This window comes from Actinoallomurus sp. NPDC052308, assembly GCF_040679195.1.
Lineage (GTDB): Bacteria > Actinomycetota > Actinomycetes > Streptosporangiales > Streptosporangiaceae > Actinoallomurus > Actinoallomurus liliacearum.
Map to the genome: position 1 here is coordinate 47732 of NZ_JBFAUM010000037.1, position 23215 is coordinate 70946.

Consider the following 23215-nt stretch of genomic DNA (forward strand, 5'->3'; position numbering starts at 1 on the left):
GCGACGAGCGGGCCGAGATTCTGACACCTGTGCGGACGGTGGCACGTACGTGGTGCAGCACCAGGTCCGGGTGCCGGGAAGCGTCACTGCGGAGGTACGAACATAGTGCCTGTCCGATAAGGCGAAGGCGGGGCCGCGTGCCGGAGCCCCCGGACGGGCTCCGGCACGCGGAGTTCTTCACATCGCGGGAACCTTGTCGAGGAAGCCGTGTACGTTGCGGATCCGGCCGTCTGCGGCCAAGACCACGACGTCGAAGCCGACGATGACGGCCTCGCCCTCCTTGGGGCCGAGTTCCCAGGTGAAGCGCGCCAGGTCGTGGTGGGCGTCGGCCAGCTGACCGGGGCGGAAGACGAAGTCGGGGAACTGGTTCTGGACCGCCGCGATGACGGCGTCGACCCCGTCGTGGCCGGCGACGTCCGCGAGCGGGTCGGTGTAGGTGCCGTCCTCGGTCCACAGCTTCTCGACCGCCGCCCTGCGGGCGGCCGGGTCCTTCTCGTTCCAGGTGTCGATGTAGCGGCCGACCAGCTCATTGATGTCGCTCATGATGTCTTCTCCTCGGTTGCGATGGCTCAACTCTGCCGCGGGACGCGAGGAAGATCGATTACGCGGGAGGTAATGAGCCTGGCTCGAAGGCGCGCGGCCGCCGGAGTTCACCGCGTCCCGCGGCTCCCCCGGCCGACGGCGCCCACCGGAGCCGAGGCCACGCCGACCGCCACGAGGGCGCCGGCGGCCAGCGCGCCACCGGCCCACATCACCCAGTTGATGCCCGGCCCATCCGCGATGCGCCCGCCGCCGAACGCTCCGAGCGCGATCGAAGCGTTGAACACACCGGCGAACAGCGCGGACATCGCCTCGCGGGCGTGGGGCGCAACGGACATCAGCCAGGCCTGAGTCGTCACCGAGACGCCTCCGTACGCCAGGCCCCACAGCACCAGCAGCACCGCACCCGACACCGGCGATCGGCCGAGCACCGGGACGAGCAGCACCACGGCGGCGAGCATCCCGCTGATCAGCAGCAGCGTCGTCCGCGGCGACCGCGCCGCTCCGGCTCCGCCCGTGAAGTTCCCGGCGACACCCGCGACACCGTAGACGAGCAGCAGCACGCCGATCAGCCCGGCGTCCGCGCCGGAGATCTCCTCAAGGGCAGGCCGCACGTACGTGTACGCCGCGAAGTGCCCGGTGGCCAGCAGCGCGACGGCCGCCAGCGCGAGCCGGACACTCCGCTCACCGGACAGCCGGGCCATACCGCCCAGCTTCACCGCGCGCCACCGGCAGCCGCGGCAACAGCAGCGACAACGCGCCCGCGACGGCGACGCTCAACAATCCGCCCGCCACGAACGCCGCACGCCAGCCCGCGGCCGTGCCGAGGAACGTTCCGGCAGGCACGCCGAGGACCGACGCGACCGCGACACCACTGAAGATCACTGAGGTGGCGGCACCCACCGACCGCTCCGGCACCAGCCGGGGCGCGAGCGAGGCGGCGACCGCCCACACTCCGCCCATTCCCGTACCGACCAGGACGCGCCCGGCCAACAACACCCCGAAGTGCGGCGCCCACGCGGCCAGCAAGTTGCCCGCCGCCAGCACCAGCATCAGCACCAGCAGCGCCACGCGCCGGTCCAGCCGGCCCAGGGCGGGCATGAGCAGCGGCGCGGACACGGCCGCGACCAGCCCGGTGGCCGTCAGCGTCAGCCCGACGGTCCCCTCGCTCACCCGCAGCGTCCGGCCGATCGGCGTGAGCAGCCCCACCGGCAGCATCTCCGAGGTCACGATCGTGAAAGTGGCCGCAGCGACGGCGCCGACCGCCGTCCAGCCGCGCCGCGTACTCGCCGACGGCTCCTCCCCGGGAGCGCGGACGTGCGTTCGCCCTCTCTGTGTCATGCGTCCAGGCAAGCGGGCACGCCGCACCGGGAACGGCCACAAAGGCCTGGCCTACGTCCCGGTCACCGGTCTCCCGGATTCCACGCTGGGGCTCATCTGGCGCCGCGACAACGAGACCGCCCGGGTACGCGCCTTCGCGAAGGCCCTGGCGGACGTGGACGACTCCAGCCAGCCGGGGGCACCGGCTCCGGCGTGCACCAGGCTCAGGCCGCCGCCCTCACTCCGACAGACCGCCAGATGACCCGAATGCGTGGTGGGGGCCGGAGCGCCGAACGAGTGCGAGATCCCTTGCGAGCACTGCGAATAGAGCGCGGTACTCGCACGGGATCAAGCGCTCGGACGGGGGCGACGCGAGTCAGCGCCGGTAGAGGGTGAGGTTGTGCTCGCCGACGCGGTCGCGGAGGGCCGGGTTCTCGACGCCGAGGCCCTCCTTCTCGGCGGCGACGAGCAGGCCGACCTTGCCGACGTGCTGGTTCGTCTGGACCGCGCGGGTCGCCTCGCCGGCCTCCTCCAGCGGGTAGACCGTGGACAGGGTCGGGTGGATCATGCCCAGGCCGATCAGGCGGTTCGTCTCCACGGCCTCGAGGTAGTTGAAGCCGTGGCTGCCGACGATGCTCTTGATGTTCATCCACAGGAACCGGTTGTCGTACTCGTGCCGGTAGCCCGTCGACGAACCGCAGGTGACGATCTTGCCGCCGCGCCGGGCGACGTACACCGACGCGCCGAACGTCTCCGCGCCGAGATACTCGAACACGATGTGCGGGTCCTCGCCGGTGAGGCTGCGGATCCGCTCGCCGAGCCGCCGCCACGCCTTCGGGTGGCGCAGGCCCTCGTCGCCGAGTTCCAGTTCGCTGCGGTTGATGACGTGCTCGCAGCCCTGCCGCCGGACGAGGTCGGCCTTCTCCTCGGAGCTGACGACCGCGACCGGAACGCCACCGCCGTTCTTGACGAGCTGCACGGCGTACGAGCCGAGGCCGCCCGTGCCGCCCCAGACGAGCACGACGTCGCCCTGCTTCATCCGGGCGCCGTGCGCGCCGACCAGCATCCGGTACGCCGTCCCGGCGCACAGCGTGTTGGACGCCGCCTCCTCCCACGTCAGGTGCGCGGGCTTGCGGATCAGCTGGTTGGCCTTGACGACCGTGAACTCCCCGAACGCGCCGAAGTTGTTCTCGTACCCCCAGGCGAGGGCGTGGCTCGACACGCCGTCCTCCTGGCTCGCGGGCTCCTGGTCGTCGATCACGCCGGCGTGAATGACGACCCGGTCGCCGACCGCATAGTTGCGCACGCCGCTGCCGACGCGCACGACGACGCCGGCGGCGTCGGAGCCGAGGACGTGCCACGGCTGGTCGTGCCGGGCGCCCCACGGACCGGTGCGGCCGAGCTTCTCCAGGAACGCGAACGTCGGGATCGGCTCGAAGATCGCCGACCAGATCGTGTTGAAGTTGATGGCCGCGGCCATCACCGCGACGACGGCCTCGTCCGGGGCCGGCTCGGGCATCTCGACCTCGCCGACGTGGATCGAGCGCCGGACGTCCTTGTCCGTCTCGCCGTCGAAGATGCCCACCTCGTCCTTGAGCGTGTGCGCGGCACGGAACCGCGTCGGCAGCTCGCAGGCGAGCAGGTCGGCGGGCCCGGCACCCGCGCGGACCGCTTCGAGCAGATCGGACATGGAACCTCCTACTAGGTGAGCAGTGCCCCCAGATGTCCGGCGAGGGCGTGCACGGCGGGCGGGTCGAGCAGGTTCAGGTGGTGCGCCCCCCGGATCGGGACGACCTCCAGGCGCGGGCAGAGGTCGCCGAGACCGTTCGTCTCGTCGAGCTCGTAGCGGGCGTCCCGCACCGTCCAGGGCGTCGGCTCGGTCGCCCGGTACAGGACCACACGCCCGTCGTACGGCTCGGGCCGGTACGCCTCCAGGGACCGCGTGTCCTCGTGCGACGTGAGCTGGTGCTGCAGGATCGCGGGCGGCAGTTTCTCCATGAGCGACGCGGCGCGCTCCATCACGAGGGCGAGCTGCGCGTCCTCCTCGAGCGGGCGCAGCTCCTCGACGTCGAGCACGACGCCGAGGTCGTAGGTCTGGTTGAGGTAGGCCGCGAAGTCGGCGTACCGGCGGGCCGCGGCCTCCGCCGGGTCATCGGCGCGGCGCGGGATCCCCGCGTCGATCAGCGCGAGCAGCTCGACGTCGCCGAGGAGCCGGGCCGTCTCGTACGCCACCACGCCGCCGAACGACCAGCCGCCCAGCCGGTACGGGCCCTCGGGCTGCGTCTCCCGGATCAGCTCGGCGTACCGCGCGGCGCGCTCCTCGACGCTCGGCGCGTCCGCGAACCGCTCCAGCCCGAAGAACGGGCCGCCGACGAGCGTGGCGAGCTGCCGGTACACGCCCGTCGTCCCGCCGGCCGGATGGACGCAGAAGAACGGCCGTCCCCGGGTCGACGAGGTGAGCGTCCGTACGACGCGCCGCGCGGCCTCCTCCTCGCCCGCGCGGATCACCGAGGCGAGGTGCTCGACCGTCGGGTGCGCGAACAGCTCGGCGTGGTCGATCGGGCGGCCCACCTCGAGCTCGAGGATCTCCAGGACCGTACGGGCCTGGTCCTCGCGCCCGCCGAGGGCGAAGAAGTCGTCGGTCGCCGAGACGCGGTCGGCGTCGAGAACGCGCTCGAAGACCCGCACGACGAGACGTTCGGCGGCGTCGCGGGCGTCGACGAACCCATGGCGCGTCTCCGCCGGGGCGGCCGACGATTCCGCGTCGGCCAGGCCCAGCTCGGTCAGCGCCCAGGTCGTCAGCACGTGCACGCTGCCGCCCTGCAGCAGGACCGTAACGGGCACGGTCAGCCCGAGGTCGTGTTCGAGCGCGCTCTTGATGCGGACCGCCACGAGCGAGTCCAGCCCCAGGTCGGTCAGCGACTGCGCCGGGTCGGGGCTGAACCCCAGGACGGTGGCGACCCGGTCGGCGACCCGGTCCCGGACCAGCGCGCGGGCGGCGGACGGCTCAGCCGCGCGCAGCGCCTCCGCGCCCGGCCAGTCGTCCGCGGCCTGCGGAAGCGCCGCGACCAGCGCGGAGAAGTACGGCATCCGGCCGAGCTCGGGGAACGCCGCGACCGCCTGCCGCGGGTCGAAGCGGAGCACGCCGGTGGCGGCCCGGCCGTGGGCGAGCAGCGCCTCGAACGCCTCCGCTCCCTCCTCGGGCGTGATCGGGTCGATGCCGCTCGCGGGGCCGCCGCTCAGGTTCGCCGCGCCGCCGACCCGCGACCAGGTGCCCCAGTTGATCGTGTAGGCGGGCACGCCCCGCTCCCGGAGCGACCCGGTGAAGGCGTCGACCGCGGCGTTCGCGGCGGCGTACGCGCCCTGGCCGGGCGAGCCGAGCAGCGCGGCGGCCGAGGAGTACACGACCCACCAGTCGAGCTCGCGCCCGCGCGTCGCCGCGTACAGCCGGTGCGCCCCGTCGACCTTCGGCGCCCAGACCCGCCGCAGGTCGGCCGGGTCGATGTCGGTGAAGATCCGGTCGGCCAGCCCGCCCGCCGCGTGTACGACACCGCGCAGCCGGTCCCCGGCGGCGGCGACCATCCGCTCCGCGACGCCGATCGCGGCCACGTCGCCGAGGACGACCTCGACCTCGACGCCGCTCTCGCGCAGTTCGCTGATGATCTTCTCCGCGTCGGGCGGTGGGCCGCTCCGCCCGGACAGCACGATCCGGCCCGCGCCGCGCTCGGCCAGCAACCGGGCGGTGACGAGCCCGAGGCCGCCGTACCCACCGCTGATCACGTACGCGGCCCCACGCCGTACCACCGACCGCGCCCGACCGCCGCCGAGGCGGGCGGCGCCGGAGGGAGGGTCGTCGAGGCGGGCGGCGCTCAGCCGGGCGACGTAGCGGGCGCCGCCGCGTCGGGCGATCTCGGTGTCGGCGGGGCGGGCGCGCAGTTCGGCGGCGATCGCCTCGGCGGCCGCGTCCGCCGGTCCGTCCGGGTCGAGGTCGAGATAGGTTGCGCGCAGGCCCGGCGTCTCGAACCCGAGCACCCGGACCATCGCGCCCGCGAACGCCTGCCCCGGATCGCCCTTGCCGGTTCCGGTCGGGCGGAGCGCGCCCCGCGTGACCAGCCACAGCCGTGGCGGCACTGACCCGCTGGTCAGGCCGCGGACCAGGCCGGACACCGCGAGGACGAGGCGTTCGTCGGTCAGGTCGCCGGGTGGCACGGTGACGACGTGGGCGGGGACGACCGCCGCCGTCACCAGGTCGCGGGCCCATCGCTCGGTGGCGGCCCAGTCGTCGACCTCGCGGACGACGCCTTCGGGCAGCGCCCCGGCGATCGGGTCACCGGGTGCGGCCAGCACGACGACGTCCGCGAACGCGCCCCCGTCGGCCGGGGACGCCTCAGCCGAAGACGCCGCGCCCCCAGGAGCCTCGGTCGCGGCGGCTCCGGCGGTCGGGGCTTCGGCCGGGGAAACCTCGGCCGGTTCCCAGACGACCTCGGCGAGCTTCGCGCTCAGCGGCACGGGCAGGTCCGTGCGCCCGTACGAGCGCATCCGGACGTCGGTGGCCTCGACCAGGGTCCGTCCCGTCTCCCCGACCAGGCGGAGGCTGACCAGGTGGCCGTCGTCGGCGGGGATGTGGCGGATCAGGCAGCGACCGCCGTGCCGCGTCGGCCCGTGCACTCGCAGGCCGCCGATCGACTCCGGCAGCCAGACGCCTTCGCCCAGGAGGTCGGCGGCCGCGGCCAGGCAGCGGCCGAACACGTCCGGATGCAGTCGGAAGTGCCGGTTGCCCTCCTCGGCCGGCCCGATCTCGACCTCGGCGGCCACGCCGGTGTCGTCGACCGGCGGGCCGTCCCCGGACGGGATGGTGACGGACGCGTTGTCGTCGACGGCCGAAACCGTGGCGGGCGTGACCGGGTCGCCGCTGCTGTCGGCCGGGCGGCCCGCGTTGGCCGAGGCCGGGGCGAGCGCACCGGTTTCGGTGGCCGGGTGGGTGGGGGTCGGGGTGACGGTGGCGGAGGCGGCCGGGGTCCAGGTGCCGGCGGGAGTTCGCGTATGGACCTCGACGGTCGCGCCGTCGTCGCCCAGGGTCACGGACGTGGTGACCGTCGTGTGGTGCTCCAGGGGCACGGACCGGTGCAGGTGCAGGCCGGAGACGGTGACGTCCGGGCCGAGCAGTTCCGCGCCCGCGGCCAGCGCGATCTCGGCGTACGCGGCGGCGGGTAGCAGGGGGTGGTCGAACGGGCGGTCCGCCCACGGTGCCGCCGCCGTACCCACGTCGGCGCTCCAGACGTGGCGGTCCTCGCCGGGCAGTTCGACGTGCGCGCCGAGCAGTGGATGCAGGTCGGCCGCGCCGCGCGGCGGCGCGTCGATCCAGTGGTGGCGGTGCTCCCAGGCCGGGGCGGGGACGTCGACGACGCGGCCGTCCGGCGTCTGCGCGGGCAGGCGGCCGTGGACGGTGAGGGTGGCCAGGGCCTCGTGGAAGGTCACGGTGTCGTCGGCCTCGGGCGGCCGTTCCCGCCCCCGCCGGGGCGGGCGGCGCAGCGTCGGGACGACGAGCGCGCCGTCGGCGGTCTCGGTGATCGCCTGGGCGAGCAGCGGGTGGGCGTTGACCTCGAGGAACGCTGTGAACCCGTCCTCGGCCGCGGCGGCGACCGCGTCGGCGAGGCGTACGGTGCGGCGGGTGTTGGCGGCCCAGTAGTCGCCGTCGAAGGCCGGGAGTTCGCGCGGGTCGTCCAGCACGGTGGAGTAGAACGGCACCTCGGCGAGGCCGCCGCGGACGCCGGCGAGCTGGACGCGCAGCGGGTCGAGGACGGGGTCGACGGCGGGCGAGTGGCCGGCGCCTTCGGCCTGGACGAGGCGGGCGAGCAGGCCGTCGTCGGTGGCGCGGGCCGCGGCCCGTTCCAGCTCCTCGGCGTCGCCGGTGAGGACGGTCTGCCGGGGCGAGGACCGGACCGCCACGTGCACGTCGGCGCCGGTCCGTACGTATCCGAGGGCGTCGTCGGCGCCGCAGCCCAGGACGAGCATCGCGCCGCCGCCCGTCTCGGCGACGCCGTCGAGCAGCCGGGCCCGGCAGGTCATGACCTTGAGGCCGTCCTCCGGGGACAGCGCGCCGGCGACGACGGCGGCGGCGATCTCCCCCATCGAGTGGCCGATCACCGCGCCGGGCTCGGCGCCGTACGACCGCAGCAGCGCGGCGAGGCCGAGCTGCAGGCCGAACAGCGTGGTCATCGTGCGGTACACGCCGGTGACCCGTTCGCCGCTCTCGAGGGTGTCCCAGAGCGAGAAGCCCGCCTGCGCGGCGAACGGCCCGTCGAGCGTGTCGACGGCGGCGGCGAACGCCGGTTCGTCGGCGAGGAGGCGGCGGCCCATGCCGGGCCGCTGCGCGCCGTACCCGGAGAAGACCCAGACCGGCGGGGCGTCGCGGGCGATGGTGACGCCGGTGATGCGCGGTTCGCGCAGGGCCGCGGCGAGCGCCGCGCGGTCCCGGCCGACGACGGCGGCGGCCGCGCGGCCGCGCCCGAAGCGGCGGCTCAACGTGCGGGCGACGTCGGGCAGTGCCGCGTCCCCGGCCTCGAGCCAGTCGGCGAGGCCGGCGGCGTACGGGCCGATCCGGCCGGCTTCGACGTCGGAGAGCAGGAGGGTGTGCACGGCCGGCGCCCGCCGTCGCGGCCGTACGTCCTCGGCGGGGGCCGCCTCGAGAACGACATGCGCGTTGGTACCGCCGAACCCGAAGCCCGAGACCCCGGCCAGGGCGGGTCGATCATGGGTCTCGGGCCAGGGCGTCTCTTCGGCGGCGACGGCGAGGCCGAGCCCGCCGAAGTCGATGTGCGGGTTCGGCTCGCGGTAGTGCGGGCTCGGCGGGATCCGCCGGCCGGCGAGGGCGAGGACGACCTTGATCAGTCCGGCGACGCCGGCGGCGGCCTCCAGGTGCCCGAGATTGGACTTGACCGAGCCGATGAGGACGGGCCGGCCGTCGGCGTCCGGCCCGCCGAGCGCGGCGCCGAGGGCGCGGGCCTCGATGGGGTCGCCGAGGAGGGTTCCGGTGCCGTGCGCCTCGACGTAGTCGGGGCGGCCGAGTCCGGCGTACGCGGCGCGGAGCACGGCGACCTGGGCCTCGGCGTTCGGCGCGACGAGGCCGGTGGAACGGCCGTCGGAGTTGACTGCCGAGCCGCGGATCACCGCGAGCACGCGGTCGCCGTCGCGCCGGGCGTCGGAGAGCCGCTTGAGGACGACGGCGCCGCAGCCCTCGGCGCGGACCATGCCGTCCGCCGACGCGTCGAACGCCTTGCAGTGGCCGTCCGGGGCGGTCACGCCGCCCAGGTCGAACGTCTTGGTGATCAGCGGGGAGAGCAGCACGTTGACGCCGCCGGCGACGGCGAGGTCGCTCTCCCCGGAGCGCAGCGATCGTACGGCCAGGTGCGTCGCCACGAGCGACGACGAGCAGGCCGTGTCGACGATCATGGAGGGGCCGCGCAGGTCGAGGAGGTAGGACAGGCGGTTCGCGACGATGCTCAGCGCGGCGCCGGTGGCGGTGTGGGGCCGCAGCGGAGCGGTTCCGGTGATGTAGCCGTACTCGGGCGCGGAGACGCCGACGAACACGCCGGTGCGGCTGCCGCGCAGGCTCGGCGGGGCGATCCCCGCGTGCTGGAACGCCTCCCACGCGACCTCGAGCATGAGCCGCTGCTGCGGGTCCATGACGTCGGCCTCGTCGGGCGTGATGCCGAAGAACCGGGAGTCGAAGCCGGCGATGTCGTCGAGGAATCCGCCGAGGCGGGTGACGTCCTCGAGCGTGCCGTCGTCGAAGGGGTCCCACCGGCCGTCGGGGACCGCGCGGACGCCGTCCCCGCGGTCGAGCAGAAAACGCCAGTAGGCATCGGGACCGGACACGCCGCCGGGGAAACGACAACCTATTCCTACCACGGCGATGGGTTCGCTGTAATCGGCCGACAGCGGAAAGGCGTCATTCGCCGAATCACCGTGCGGAGCGGAGAATTCACCCTGGGCGATGACCTCGGCGAGGCGGGTGATCGTCCGGTGTTCGTAAAGGAGGGTGGCGGGCAGCCGCGCGCCGACGAGCTTTTCCAGTTCGCCGGCGATGGCGACCGCGTCGCGCGAGGTCAGGCCCAGTTCGTCCAGCGGCCGGTCCGGGTCGACCTCGGCGGCGGGCACCTTGCACCGGCTCGCCACGGCGTCGACGAGAAAGCGGCGGATCGCCGGTTTTCCCGGTCGGCGGGGGCCTGCTCCGCCCGGCTCGGTAGCCGCCATTTGTGCTACCCCCATTACCCACGGTCACTGATGAAACAACGCGGAAGAGTGAACACCGTGTCTTATCCGGCGTGACTCTGGATGCGCACGAAGCCCACTTTTCTCTCAGCTGCCTTATCACCGCGATGACAAGACTCGCCGTCGCGAATATGGCGTTATAGGTCGAATGACCCGCACGCGACATGGATGGACGCTCACTGTGATCGCGGTCGCCGGGTTCATGACCACGCTGGACAACACGGTCGTGAACGTCGCGCTGCCGTCGATCCAGCGTGACCTGCACATCTCCCTGTCCACCCTGGAATGGGTCGCGACCTCGTACATCCTGATCTTCGCCGCCGTGATGCTGGCCGGCGGCCGCATGGCGGACGTGTACGGCCGCAAGCGGATCTTCCTGATCGGCCTGGCCGTCTTCACGGCGGCGTCCGGGCTCGCCGGGCTGGCGGGCAGCGCCGAGGCGCTGATCGCCGCCCGCGTCGTGCAGGGCGCCGGCGGGGCGCTGGTCATCCCGGCGGGGCTGGCGCTCGTCACCGTCGGCCGTACCGAACGCGAGCAGGCGCGGGGCACCGTCGTCTGGGTCGGCTCGGCCGCGCTGGCGCTCGCCCTCGGCCCGGTGGCCAGCGGGTACATCGCGCAGCACTGGGCGTGGAACTGGATCTTCCTGATCAACGTCGCGCCCGGCCTGGCCGTCGTGCTGCTGGGCCTCGTCGTGATCCCGGAGTCGCGGGACACCACGGCGGTCGGCGTCGACCTGCCCGGCATGCTCGCCTCGGGGACCCTGCTGTTCGCCGTCACGTACGCGCTGAACGAGGTCTCCACGCACGGCTGGGGCAGCGGCCTGGTCCTCGGCTCGTTCGCACTGGCGGCCCTGGCGCTCGTCGCGCTGATCACGGTCGAGCGGTGGGCCGCGACGCCAATGATCGACCTGGTGTTCTTCCGCAGCCGGGCGTTCGCGGGCGGGGTCGCGGTGCAGGTCCTGTGGGGCGTCGGCTTCAACGGCGTGCTGTTCTACGCCTCGCTGTTCCTCCAGCAGGTGCTGCGGTTCTCCCCGACGAAGACGGGTTCGGTCTTCGTGCCGCCGGCCGTGGTGATCGCCGCCCTGACGCCCGTGTCGTTCTGGGTGGGCCGGAGGCTCGGCGCCCGCGCCACGATCGCCTGGGGTCTGTTCCTCATGGCCGCCGGGATGACGTCGTTCGCGCTGCTGCGGCCCGGTGACGGCTACGTCGACCTGCTGCCCGGCGTGGCGCTGATCGGCTTCGGCTCCGCGCTCAACATGCCCCTGACCAGCTACGTCCTGACCTCCATCCCCGAGGAGCGGTCCGGCGTCGCGGGCGGGATCCTCAGCGTCGGACGGGAGGTCTCCGGGGCCTTCGGCATCGCCGTCATCGGTGTGATCATTTCCGCGCGGCAGCGGTCCGAGGTGGCTTCCGGAGTGGGGCACGCCGCCGCGTTCCAGCACGCCACCGCGATCGGGCTGCTGTGCGGCGCCGGGCTGGTCTGCCTCGGCGCGCTGATCGCCGTGGTCACGCTGCCGCCCCGTCCGCGCCGCGCCCGACACGCCCGGCCGTACGGCCCGGGGCGGGATGCGACCGCCGGCATCGCCGGCCTCGCCGAGGCGCTGGAACCCGTTCGCGGCGAGACCGCCGGCGTCCCCGGAGCACCGGAACCCGTTCGGGGCGAGGCCGCAGGCGTTCCCGGAGCGCCGGAAGCGCCACCGCCGCGGACTTGGGGAGAGACCACCGGCGTTCCCGAAGCGCCGGAGCCGGCGCCGCTGCGGATCTGGTCGCCGTCTGCCGAGAGCGTCCGGTGACCGCGGTGCGGCGTGACATCGTCATCTTCGCGGCGGGCTCGCGGGGCGACGTTCAGCCCTGCGTCGCGCTCGGTCGCGGCCTGGCCGAACGCGGCCACGGCGTCCGGCTGATCGTCGCGGCAGGTCACGAGCCGCTCGCCGCCGGACTGGACACCTCCGTCCTGTCCGTCGACCCGGCCCGGCTCATGGAGACCGAAGAGGTCCGCGACTGGCTGCGGGACGGCCGCAACCCGGTGCGCTTCGTCACGGGTTTCCGGCGCGTCATCCGGCCGATGGCGGAGATGCTGCTCGACGAGATCCTGTCCGGCTGCAAGGACGCCGACCTGCTGATCTTCCCGACGCTGGGCTTCGTCGGGCACCACCTCGCCGAGTACCTCGGCATCGACGACGCGCTGATCCACTTTCAGCCCAGCCAACCGACGAACGCGTTCCCGCACCCGCTGGTGTCCCGGGCCGGCGGCGCGAACCGGCTGAGCTACCACCTGGTGGAGCAGCTCGCCTGGCAGTTGTCCCGGCCCATCCTCAACACCTGGCGCCGCGACACGCTCGCGCTGCCGAAACTCCCGCTGGGCGGCCCGATCCGCACCGTACGGGACGTCCCGGTGCTGGCCTGCTTCAGCGAGGCCGTCGTGCCCCGGCCACCGGACTGGCCTCCGCACGTCCGCGTCACCGGCTACTGGTTTCTCGACGAGCCCTCCTGGACGCCGGACCCGCGGCTCGAGGACTTCCTCGCCGCGGGCCCGCCCCCGGTGTACGTCGGGTTCGGCAGCATGACGCCTCCCGACCCGGAGGCGCTTTTCACGACGGTACGGGGGGCGCTGCGCGCCGCCGGCGTGCGCGGGATCCTCGCGCTCGGGGAGGACGGGCCGACCGACGACGACGTCCTGGTGGTCGGGGATGTGCCGCACTCCTGGCTGCTCCCCCGGGTGCGGGCGGCCGTGCACCACGGCGGCGCGGGCACCACCGCCGCCGCGCTGCGGGCCGGGATCCCGGCCGTGATCTGCCCTTTCTTCGGCGACCAGGCGTTCTGGGGCGGCCGGGTGGCGGCGCTCGGGGCCGGTCCGGCCCCGCTGCCGATCAAGCGGCTGGGGCGGGAGACGCTCGCCGCGCGGATCGCCGCGGCCACGGGAGACGAGGCGATGCGGCGCCGGGCGGCGGAGCTCGGCCGGCGGATCGCGGCGGAGGACGGCGTCGGCCGCGCCTGCGCCGCGCTGGAGGACGCCTACGGGGTCGAGGAGACCCCGCGGGCCGGCAGCGGCCCGGGGCGGCCGCGGACCATGGAATGAGCGGGGACGGTCGATGACGAGCTTCGTACACCACTTGCGGGCCCGGGTCGCGCGCTTCGGCGACGACCGCTGGTACGCGCTGGTCGACGAGCACAAGGGTGAGCTCGTCGAGCTCGAGCGGGCGACGTTCGCGGAGCTGGACGGCCGCGCGCGGTCGGCGGGCGCGTGGCTGGCCCAGGCCGGGCTGAGCGGCGAGGCCGCGCTGCTGCTCTACCCGGCGGGGCTGGAGTTCCTCCGCGTGTTCCTCGGCTGCCTGTACTCGCGGGTGATCGCCGTGCCGTCGCCGCTGCCGTCCACCGACCCGCGTGCCCTCGAACGCGCGGCGGGCATCATCAAGGACGCCGACATCCGGATCGTGCTCACCGACACGGCGAACGCGCCGTTGCTCACCGCCTGGCTGCGGGAGGCGGGCCTGGACGGCCGGGTGACGTGCGTGGCCACCGACGCCACCACCATGCCGGACCCCGACGCGTGGGAGATGCCGGCGGACCTGGAGCCGGGGACCCCGGCGTACCTGCAGTACACCTCCGGGTCCACGAGCGAGCCGCGCGGCGTGCTGCTGTCCCACGGCAACCTGCTGCACAACTCGGCGCAGATCTACTCGGTCATCGGCCGGCCCGAGGACGGGATCGGCGCGGGCTGGCTGCCGCACTACCACGACATGGGGCTCATCGGGCTGCTCCTCCAGCCGCTGTACGCGGGCGGCAGCCTGGTCTTCACCTCGCCCGTGTCCTTCGTGATGAAGCCGGTGCTGTGGCTGCGGATGATCAGCCGGTACCGCGCCCAGTACACCGTCGCGCCGAACTTCGCCTACGAGTGGCTGGTCCGCGGCGCCGGGGACGAGCAGCTCGCCGACCTGGACCTGTCCTCGCTCGCCTGGGCCCTCAACGGCGCCGAGCCCGTCCGGACCTCCACCCTCGACAAGGTCGTCCGGCGGTTCGGCGACCTGGGGTTCCGGCGCGAGGCCTGGGCGCCGGGCTACGGCATGGCCGAGGCGACGCTGCTCGTCACCGGCACCGGGCGCGGCCGGGGCCCCGTCGTCGGCCGGTTCGACCCGGCCGCGCTGGAACAGGACCGCGCCGAACCGGGCGCCGACGGCGTCGAACTGGTCGGGTGCGGCCGGCCGATCGACCTCACGGTGCGGATCGTCCACCCCGAGTCGGCCGAACCGCTGCCCGACGGCCGGATCGGCGAGATCTGGGTCGCGGGCGGCAGCGTCGCGCTCGGGTACTGGCAGCGCGCCGAGGCCACCGAGGAGACCTTCCGGGCGCGCCTGTCCACCGGGGAGGGGCCGTTCCTGCGCACCGGGGACCTCGGCTTCCTGTGCGACGGCGAGCTGTACGTCACCGGCCGGCTGAAGGACCTGATCATCGTCAACGGCCGGAACATCTATCCACAGGATGTGGAGGAGGCGAGCCGCGACGTCCACCCCGCCGCGCGCGCCGCCGCCGCGTTCGGCGTGGAGGCCGGGCGCGAGCACGTCGTGCTCATTCAAGAGGTGCGCCCTGCGGACCTGGGCGACCTCACGTACGAGGGCCTCGCCAGACGGATCAAGGGGGAACTGGCCCGGGCCTTCGGGCTGCCCTCGATGAACGTCGTCCTCGTCCCGCGCGGCGGCGTCGGCAAGACCACCAGCGGCAAGATCCAGCGGCGGCGCATGCGCGAGATGTTCCTGGCCGACCGGATCGACCCCCTGCACGCCGAGCTCGAACCCGAGCTGCGCGCCCTCGTCGACCGGCCCGCCGCCGGTTGACCGGCCGGACTCCCCCGCACCCGGCGCACGACCTTACGGAGGCCCCCATGCCCAGCGAAACGCTCATCCGCGACTGGCTCACCCAGCGCGTCGCCGAATACCTCGAACGGCCCCCCGCGGACATCGACCCGTCGGCGATGCTCGCCGAGTACGGCATGGACTCGGTGTACGCGATCAGCCTGTGCGGCGACATCGAGGCGGAGTACGACCTCGACGTCGAACCGACCCTCGCCTGGACCCACCCCACCATCGACGCCATCGCCGCCCACCTCGGCGAACGCGTCGGCGACCGCCCCGCACCCGACGCTGTCCTCCCCGACCAACCGACCCCGACCGACCTGCGAGTCCTCCCCGACCAACCGACCCCGACCGACCTCCCGGCCTGACCCTCCATGACGACACCCTGGCCGCTGTCGGCGGCGCAGCGCGGCGTCTGGTACGCCCAGTTGCTGAACCCGGACGCCCCCGTCCAGGTCGCGCAGTACATCGAGATCGACGGGCCGGTCGACCCGGAGGTCTTCGCCGCCGCCGTACGGGCCTGCGCGCACGAGGTCGAGGCGGTGCACGTCCGTCTCGTCGAGACCGCCGGGGACGGCCCGCCGGGACAGGTCCTCGACGCCGCCCCGGTCGAAGTGCCCATCGTCGACCTGAGCGGCGAGGCCGACCCGATGGCGGCCGCGCGGGCGTGGATGCGCGCGGACGCGGCCACCCCGGTCGACCTCGTCGGCGGGCGGCTGTTCGGGAACGCGCTGCTGCGCCTCGGCGCCGGCCGTCACCTGTGGTACCTGCGCTGCCACCACCTCGCCGTCGACGGCTACAGCGGCCCGCTGATCACCCGGCGGCTCGCCGAGGTGTACACGGCGATGACCGACGGCCGGCCGCACGGCGCGGGAACGCTGGGTTCGCTGGAGGTCCTGCTCACCGAGGACGTGGAGTACCGCGCCTCCGGCAGGTTCGCGCGCGACCGCGCGTACTGGCTGGAGCGCTGCGCCGGCCTGCCCGACCCCCCGTCGCTCGCGGTCCGCCCCGCGCACGGCGTGCGGCCGTCCGCGCGGTTCCACCGGGCGTCCGGCCGGCTCGGCCCGGACGAGGCGGACGCGCTGACGTCGGCCGCCCGGCTGCTCGGCACCACCCTCACCGGCCTGACGATCGCGGCCGCCGCGGCCTACACCGCGCGTCTGTGCGGCGTCTCCGACGTCGTGCTCGGCCTCGCCGTCACCGCGCGGACCACCCCGGCGGCGCGCCGCACGCCCGGGATGCTGTCGAACGTCCTGCCGCTCCGGCTCACCGTACGGCCCGCCGACTCGGTCCGCGCGCTGACCGCGCAGGTCACCGAGCAGGTCGGGCGGCTGCTGCGGCACCAGCGGTACCGCCTGGAGGACCTGCGCCGCGACCTCGGCCTCCTCGACGGCCGGCCGCTGTACGGCCCGCTGATCAACATCATGGGGTTCGAGCAGGACCTGGACTTCGCCGGGCACCGCGGCGTCCCGCACGTGCTGACCACCGGCCCGGTCGAGGACCTCGCCGTCAACGTGTACGAGGGCGTGGCGGGCGAGGGAACGCGCGTCGACGTCGACGCCCACCCGGAGCGGTACACCGAGACGGAGGCCACCGCCCACCACGCGCGCCTCCTGAACTTCCTGCGCACGCTCGCGACCGCCGCCCCGGACCGCCCCATCGGCGTGCTCGACGTCGTGCTCCCCGAGGAACGCGTCCCCGGCGGCCCGCAGACGATCCGGACGCGCCAGGCGACGATCTCGGAGACGCCCGGGGCGGTCCCGGCCACGCTCGAGGCGGTCCCGGAGACGTCCGAGGCGACCCCGGAGACGCGCGCGGCGGTCCCGACCACGCTCGAGGCGGTCCCGGCCACACTCGAGGCGGTCCCGGCCACACTCGGGGTCGCCCCGGAGACGTCCGAGGCGACCCCGGAGACGCGCGGGACGGTCCCGGTGATGCGCCGGGCGACGATCCCCGGGCTGTTCGCGGACCGCGTCGCGCGGTGTCCGGACGCCGTCGCGGTGACCCACGCCGGCACGTCGCTGACGTACGCCGAGCTGAACGCCCGCGCGAACCGGCTGGCCCACCTGCTCATCGCGCGCGGCGCCGGCCCGGAACGGCTCGTCGCCCTGGCGTTCCCCCGGTCCGCCGACCTCGTCGTCGCGATCCTCGCCGTGCTGAAGTCCGGCGCCGCGTACGTCCCGATCGACCCGGACTATCCGGCCGGCCGGATCGCGGCCATGCTGGAGGACGCCGCGCCCGCCCTCGTCGTCACCGCCCCCGGCGTGCGGCCGCCCGCGGGCGTCGAGGGGGTCGTGCTCGACGACGACCTGCTCGCCGGCTCCCCGGATCACGACCCCGTCGTGCCGCTGCGGCCCGAGCACCCGGCGTACGTCATCTACACCTCGGGGTCGACCGGGCGGCCGAAGGGCGTCGTCGTCCCGCATGCGAACGTCGTGCGGCTGCTCGACGCGACCGACCACTGGTTCGGGTTCAGGCCGTCGGACGTGTGGACGCTCTTCCACTCCTACGCCTTCGACTTCTCGGTGTGGGAGCTGTGGGGCGCCCTGCTGTACGGCGGCCGTCTCGTCGTCGTCCCGTACGACGTCAGCCGCTCGCCGGACGACTTCCTGCGCCTGCTCGACGACGAGCGCGTCACCGTGCTCAACCAGACGCCGTCGGCGTTCGGCCAGCTCATGCGCGCCGACCGGGACAAGAGCCGCGACCTGGCGCTGCGGTACGTGATCTTCGGCGGCGAGGCGCTGGACCCGTCCCGCCTCGCCGACTGGTACTCCCGGCACGCCGACGACGCGCCCGTCCTCGTCAACATGTACGGCATCACCGAGACGACGGTGCACGTCACGTACGCGCCGCTGGACGCTGCCGGCGCCGCGACCGGCTCCGGCAGCGTGATCGGCGACGCCATCCCGGACCTGCGGGCGTACGTGCTGGACGCGGCGCTGCGGCCGGTGCCGCCCGGCGTGACCGGCGAGCTGTACGTCGCGGGGGCCGGGCTGGCGCGCGGGTACCTCGGCCGCCCGGACCTGACGGCCGAACGGTTCGTCGCCGATCCGTACGGGCCCGGCCGCATGTACCGCAGCGGTGACCTGGCCCGCCGGCACGCCGACGGCCGGCTGGAGTACGTCGGCCGCGCCGACCACCAGGTGCAGGTGCGCGGCTTCCGGATCGAGCTCGGCGAGATCGAGACCGTCCTCGCCGCCCACCCGGCCGTCGACGAGGTCGCGGCCGTCGTCCGCGAGGACGGGCCGGACGACGACCGGCGCCGCCGCATCGTCGCGTACGTCACCGGCCGCGACGCGGACCCCGCCGCGCTGCGGGAGCGGGTACGGGACGCCCTGCCCGCGCACATGGTCCCCTCGGCCGTCGTACGCCTGGACGCGCTGCCGCTGACGCCCAACGGCAAGCTCGACCGCCGGGCGCTGCCCGCGCCGGAGGTCGGAGCGTCGTCGCGCGGCCCTCGGACGCCGGTCGAGGAGGTGTTGTGCGGGGTCTTCGCGGAGGTGCTGGGCACGCCGGTCGTCGGGGTCGACGACGGGTTCTTCGAGCTGGGTGGGGACTCACTGCTGGCCACCCGCGTCGTCGCCCGCGTCCGCGCCGTCCTCGGCGTGGAGATCCCGGTCCGAGCGCTGTTCGAGACGCCCACCGTCGCCGGGCTCGCCGCCGCGCTGGACGCGTCCGCGCCGGCCCGGCCCCCGCTGGTGCCCGCCGGCGACCGGCCGGACCGGGCGGCGCCGTCGTACGCGCAGCGGCGGCTGTGGTTCCTGAACCGCCTCGAAGGGGACGCGGCGACCTACACGATGCCGGTCGCGCTCCGCCTGACCGGCCGCCTGGACGCCGACGCGCTGCGGTCGGCCCTCACCGACCTCGTCGTGCGGCACGAGGTGCTGCGGACCGTCTACCCGCAGGCCGACGGGGAGCCACGGCAGGTCGTCCTGGACGACGTACGGCCCGAGCTGCCGGTGATCCGGCCCGCGGACCTGGAGGCCGCGCTCGCGCGGGACGCCCGGCGCGGGTTCGACCTGGCGACCGAGATCCCGATCCGCGCCAGCCTGTACACGGCCGGGCCCGACGAGCACGTGCTGCTGGTCGTGCTCCATCACATCGCGACGGACGGCTGGTCGCTCGCGCCGCTGGCGCGGGACCTGGTCGCCTCCTACGCCGCCCGCGCCGAGGGCCGGCCGTCCGCCGGGAAACCGCTGCCGGTGCAGTACGCCGACTACGCCCTCTGGCAGCGGGATCTGCTCGGCGCGGAGGACGACCCGGACAGCCTGATCTCCCGGCAGGTCGCCTACTGGCGGAAGACCCTCGACGGGCTGCCGGACCGCCTGGACCTGCCGGCCGACCGGCCCCGCCCCGCCGAGGCGTCCCACGCGGGCGGGCGGGTGCCGGTACGGCTGGACGCCGAGCGGCTGGCCGCGCTGGCGCGCGCCACCGGCGCGAGCGTGTTCATGGTCGTGCAGGCGGCGCTCGCCGCGCTGCTGACCCGCCTCGGGGCCGGGACCGACGTTCCCATCGGCACGCCGATCGCCGGGCGCACCGACCAGGCCCTGGACGACCTGGTCGGCATGTTCGTGAACACGCTGGTGCTGCGCACCGACACCGCGGGAAATCCGACGTTCCGGGAGCTCGTCGGGCGGGTGCGCGACGCCGACCTGGCCGCCTACCAGCACCAGGACGTGCCGTTCGAACGCCTGGTGGAGATCCTCAACCCGCCGCGCAGCCTGGCCCGCCATCCGCTGTTCCAGGTCATGCTCGCCTTCCAGAACACCGGCCAGGTCGAGGTGGAGCTGCCGGGGCTGACCGCGCGGATCCGGCCCCTCGAGTCCGGGACGGCCAAGTTCGACCTGCTGCTCGACCTGGACGCGAGCGGGGCGGGCGCGCTGGAGTACGCGACGGACCTGTTCGACGCGGCGACCGCCGAGGCCATCGCCGCGCGCCTGGACCGTCTCCTGACCGCCGTCGCCGCCGACCCCGACACCCGCATCGGCACGATCGACCTGCTGGACGAGCCCGAACGCCGCCGGATCCTGGAGGACTGGGGCGGCACCGCCCGGCCGGTGCCGCCCGCGACCCTGGCCGAGCTGTTCGGCGAGCAGGCCGCCCGGACCCCGGACGCCGTCGCGGTGCTCGACCCGGCGAACTCCGTCACCCTGACGTACGCGGAGCTGAACGCGCGGGCGGACCGGCTGGCGGGCGCGCTCGCCGCGCGCGGCGTCGGCCCGGAGGACTTCGTCGCCGTCGCGCTGCCGCGCTCGGCGGAGCTGATCGTCGCGCTGTGGGGCGTGCTCAAGGCGGGCGCGGCCTACGTCCCCATCGACCTCGGCCACCCGGCCGAGCGGATCGCGCTGCTGCTCGACGACGCCCGGCCCGCCTGCGTCATCGCCCACGAGGACACCGCGCTGCCCCGGGACCTGCCCCGCGTGCCGCCCGGCCGGCGGGGAGACGCGCCGGGCGTACGACGAGCGCGGCCCGGCAACGCCGCGCTGCGGGCGCGGCCCGGCAACGCCGCGTACCTGATCTACACCTCGGGCTCGACCGGGCGGCCCAAGGGCGTCGTCGTCCCGCAGCGGGGAGTCGTCGACCTGGTCGACTGGGCCGTCCGCGACTTCGGGCGGGACCGGTTGTCCCGCGTGCTGGCCGCCACGTCGCTCAACTTCGACGTCTCCGTCTTCGACACGCTCGTCCCGCTCCTGGCCGGCGGCTCCATCGAGATCGTCCCGGACCTGCTGACCCTGCTGGACCGGCCGGTCGACGTCGGCCTGATCTGCGCGGTGCCGTCCGCGCTGGCCGCCGTCCTCGCGGAGGGGGCGCGGCCGAAGGCCGGCACCCTCGCGCTGGCCGGCGAGGCGCTGACGCCGACGCTGCTGCGGGAGGCGCGGGCCGCGCTGCCGGGCACCCGGATCGCCAATATCTACGGCCCCACCGAGGCCACCGTGTACGCGCTGGCCTGGGAGGACGACGGCGACCCCGACGGGACCGTCCCGATCGGCCGGCCGCTGACCAACACCGGCGCGTACATCCTCGACGCCTGGCTGAACCCCGTACCGGCCGGCGTGCCCGGCGAGCTGTACCTGACCGGCGGTCTGGCGCGCGGGTACCACGACCGGCCGGACCTCACCGCCGAACGGTTCGTCGCGAACCCGTTCGGCCCCGGCCGCATGTACCGGACCGGCGACCTCGCCCGCTGGACCGCCGACGGCCAGGTCGAGTACCTGGGCCGCACCGACCACCAGCTCAAGATCCGCGGGTTCCGGGTCGAGCCCGGCGAGATCGAGGCCGTGCTGAGCGCGCACGAGACGGTCGGCCGGGCCGTCGTCGTGCTGCGGGAGGACCGCCCCGGCGACCGGCGCCTCGTCGCGTACGTCACCGGGCACGGCGACCCGGCCGAGCTGCGGGAGTTCACCGCCGACCGGCTGCCCGGCCACATGGTGCCGTCGGCCGTGGTCGTCCTCGACGCGTTCCCGCTCACGCCGAGCGGGAAGCTCGACCGGGCGGCCCTGCCCGCACCGGACACGTCCGCCACGACGCCGTCCCGCGCGCCGCGCACCCCGGCCGAGGAGATCGTCTGCGGGATCTTCGCCGACGTGCTGGGCGTGGAGCGGGTCGACGTCCACGACGGCTTCTTCGACCTCGGCGGCAACTCGCTGCTCGCCACGCGGGTGATCAGCAGGATCCGGTCGGCGTTCGGCGTCGAGCCGGCGATCCGGGCGCTGTTCGAGGCGCCCACGCCCGCCGGTCTGCTGCGGACGCTCGACACGGCGGGCGCGGCCCGGCCGCCGCTGCGGCCCGTGGACCACCCGCCGATCGTCCCGCTCTCGTACGCGCAGCAGCGGCAATGGTTCCTCGACAGCATGGAGGACGAGCCGTCCGGCACCTACAACCTCCCGATCGCGCTGCGGCTGACCGGCAAGCTCGACGAGGCGGCCCTGCGGATCGCGCTGTGCGACCTCGCCGAACGGCACGAGCCGCTGCGGACCGTCTTCCCGGTCTCCGGCGGCACGCCGTACCAGCTCGTCGTCGACGGCATGGCGCCCGAACTGACGGTCGTCGACGTCACCGAGACCCCGGAACTGTACGAGCGGGTCGCGGCGGACGCCGCACGCGGCTTCGACCTCACGGTCGAGCCGCCGTTGCGCGCGCACCTGTACGCGCTCGGCGCCGACGAGCACCTGCTGCTCATCGTCGTGCACCACATCGCCTGCGACGGCTGGTCGCTCGCCCCGCTGGCCCGCGACCTGATCGGCGCGTACGCCGCGCGGGCCCAAGGCGAGACGCCCTCGTGGAACCCGCTGCCCGTGCGGTACGCCGACTACGCGCTCTGGCAGCGCGCCCTGCTGGAGGACGACGACCCCTCCGGGCTCATCGGGCGGCAGGTCGCGTACTGGCGCGAGGCGCTCGCCGGACTCCCCGACCGGCTCGCGCTGCCCACCGACCGGCCGCGGCCCGCGCGCGCGTCGTACCGCGGGGCGACCGTCGCCTTCGACGTGGACACCGCGCTGCACGCCCGCCTCGAGTCCCTGGCGCGGAAGCACGGCGCGACCGCGTTCATGGTCGCTCAGGCCGCCCTCGCCGCGCTGCTGACCCGGCTCGGCGCGGGCACCGACCTCCCGATCGGATCGCCCATCGCCGGGCGCACCGACGAGGCGCTGGACGACCTCGTCGGCATGTTCGTCAACACGCTCGTCCTGCGGACCGACACGGGCGGCGACCCGTCGTTCGCCGAACTGCTGACCCGCGTGCGCGAGACGGACCTGGCCGCCTACCAGCACCAGGACCTTCCCTTCGAGCGCCTCGTCGAGGTCGTCGCGCCGGAACGGTCGATGGCCCGGCACCCGCTGTTCCAGGTCATGCTCGCCTTCCAGAACAACGAGCGGGCCGTCGTCGACCTGCCCGACGTCCAGGTCGCCGTCGAACCCGTGCACGCCGGTGTGGCCAAGTTCGACCTGCACCTCATGCTCGAGGAACGCCGGGCGCCCGACGGCGGCCCGGCCGGGCTCGACGGAACCCTCGAGTACGCCCTCGACCTGTTCGACGCCGGAACCGCCGAACGGATCGCGGCCCGCTTCGTCCGGCTGCTGGAGGCGGTCACCGCCGACCCGGACGCCCGGATCGGCGCCATCGACCTGCTCGACGACACCGAGCGGCGGCGGGTGCTGGAGGAGTGGAACGACACGGCCCGTCCGGTACCGGCGGTGACGCTGGCGGACCTGTTCGAGGCACAGGCGGCCCGCA

At 74.5% G+C, this 23215-nt stretch carries 11 protein-coding genes; 6 read left to right on the top strand and 5 right to left on the bottom strand.

The window, feature by feature from the left end; all coding sequences use genetic code 11:
* Nucleotides 1-177 precede the first annotated feature (177 nt).
* The 3 genes from AB0L00_RS41675 to AB0L00_RS41685 all read right to left on the bottom strand — a co-directional run bounded on the left by AB0L00_RS41675 (nucleotide 178) and on the right by AB0L00_RS41685 (nucleotide 1881).
* Nucleotides 178-543, bottom strand: a complete 366-nt coding sequence (locus tag AB0L00_RS41675; protein WP_364443234.1) for a nuclear transport factor 2 family protein — start codon at nucleotides 541-543, stop codon at nucleotides 178-180.
* A gap of 107 nt (nucleotides 544-650) precedes the next feature.
* Nucleotides 651-1244 carry an MFS transporter gene (locus tag AB0L00_RS41680; protein WP_364443236.1) on the bottom strand — a complete coding sequence of 198 codons (594 nt, stop codon included), beginning with the start codon at nucleotides 1242-1244 and terminating at the stop codon, nucleotides 651-653.
* Entirely contained in the window at nucleotides 1225-1881 is a 657-nt protein-coding gene (locus tag AB0L00_RS41685; RefSeq protein WP_364443237.1) for an MFS transporter, read from the bottom strand. The genes AB0L00_RS41680 and AB0L00_RS41685 overlap by 20 nt, the downstream gene beginning before the upstream one ends.
* On the opposite strand from AB0L00_RS41685, the gene AB0L00_RS41690 reads away from it, so the two are divergent.
* Entirely contained in the window at nucleotides 1880-2122 is a 243-nt protein-coding gene (locus AB0L00_RS41690; protein ID WP_364443238.1) for a hypothetical protein, read from the top strand. The genes AB0L00_RS41685 and AB0L00_RS41690 overlap by 2 nt on opposite strands.
* 114 nt (nucleotides 2123-2236) lie before the next feature.
* Here the strand turns inward: AB0L00_RS41690 and ccrA are convergent, their stop codons facing one another.
* Entirely contained in the window at nucleotides 2237-3550 is a 1314-nt protein-coding gene (gene ccrA / locus AB0L00_RS41695; protein ID WP_364443239.1) for a crotonyl-CoA carboxylase/reductase, read from the bottom strand.
* A gap of 11 nt (nucleotides 3551-3561) precedes the next feature.
* The gene (locus tag AB0L00_RS41700) at nucleotides 3562-10131 is read right to left on the bottom strand and encodes an SDR family NAD(P)-dependent oxidoreductase (RefSeq protein WP_364443240.1); all 6570 of its coding nucleotides are present in this window, start codon (nucleotides 10129-10131) and stop codon (nucleotides 3562-3564) included.
* A 151-nt stretch (nucleotides 10132-10282) separates the two neighbouring features.
* On the opposite strand from AB0L00_RS41700, the gene AB0L00_RS41705 reads away from it, so the two are divergent.
* The 5 genes from AB0L00_RS41705 to AB0L00_RS41725 all read left to right on the top strand — a co-directional run.
* On the top strand, nucleotides 10283-11926 hold the full coding sequence (locus tag AB0L00_RS41705; protein ID WP_364443241.1) for an MFS transporter: 1644 nt from the start codon (nucleotides 10283-10285) through the stop codon (nucleotides 11924-11926).
* 5 nt (nucleotides 11927-11931) lie between these two features.
* Entirely contained in the window at nucleotides 11932-13212 is a 1281-nt protein-coding gene (locus AB0L00_RS41710; protein WP_364443243.1) for a glycosyltransferase, read from the top strand.
* Nucleotides 13213-13225: 13 nt separating this feature from the next.
* The gene (locus AB0L00_RS41715) at nucleotides 13226-14965 is read left to right on the top strand and encodes a fatty acyl-AMP ligase (protein ID WP_364443244.1); all 1740 of its coding nucleotides are present in this window, start codon (nucleotides 13226-13228) and stop codon (nucleotides 14963-14965) included.
* A gap of 47 nt (nucleotides 14966-15012) precedes the next feature.
* On the top strand, nucleotides 15013-15351 hold the full coding sequence (locus AB0L00_RS41720) for an acyl carrier protein (RefSeq protein ID WP_364443245.1): 339 nt from the start codon (nucleotides 15013-15015) through the stop codon (nucleotides 15349-15351).
* Between the two features lie 6 nt (nucleotides 15352-15357).
* Nucleotides 15358-23215, top strand: a 7858-nt coding sequence (locus AB0L00_RS41725) for an amino acid adenylation domain-containing protein (protein WP_364443247.1), incomplete at its 3' end; no start/stop codon positions are given.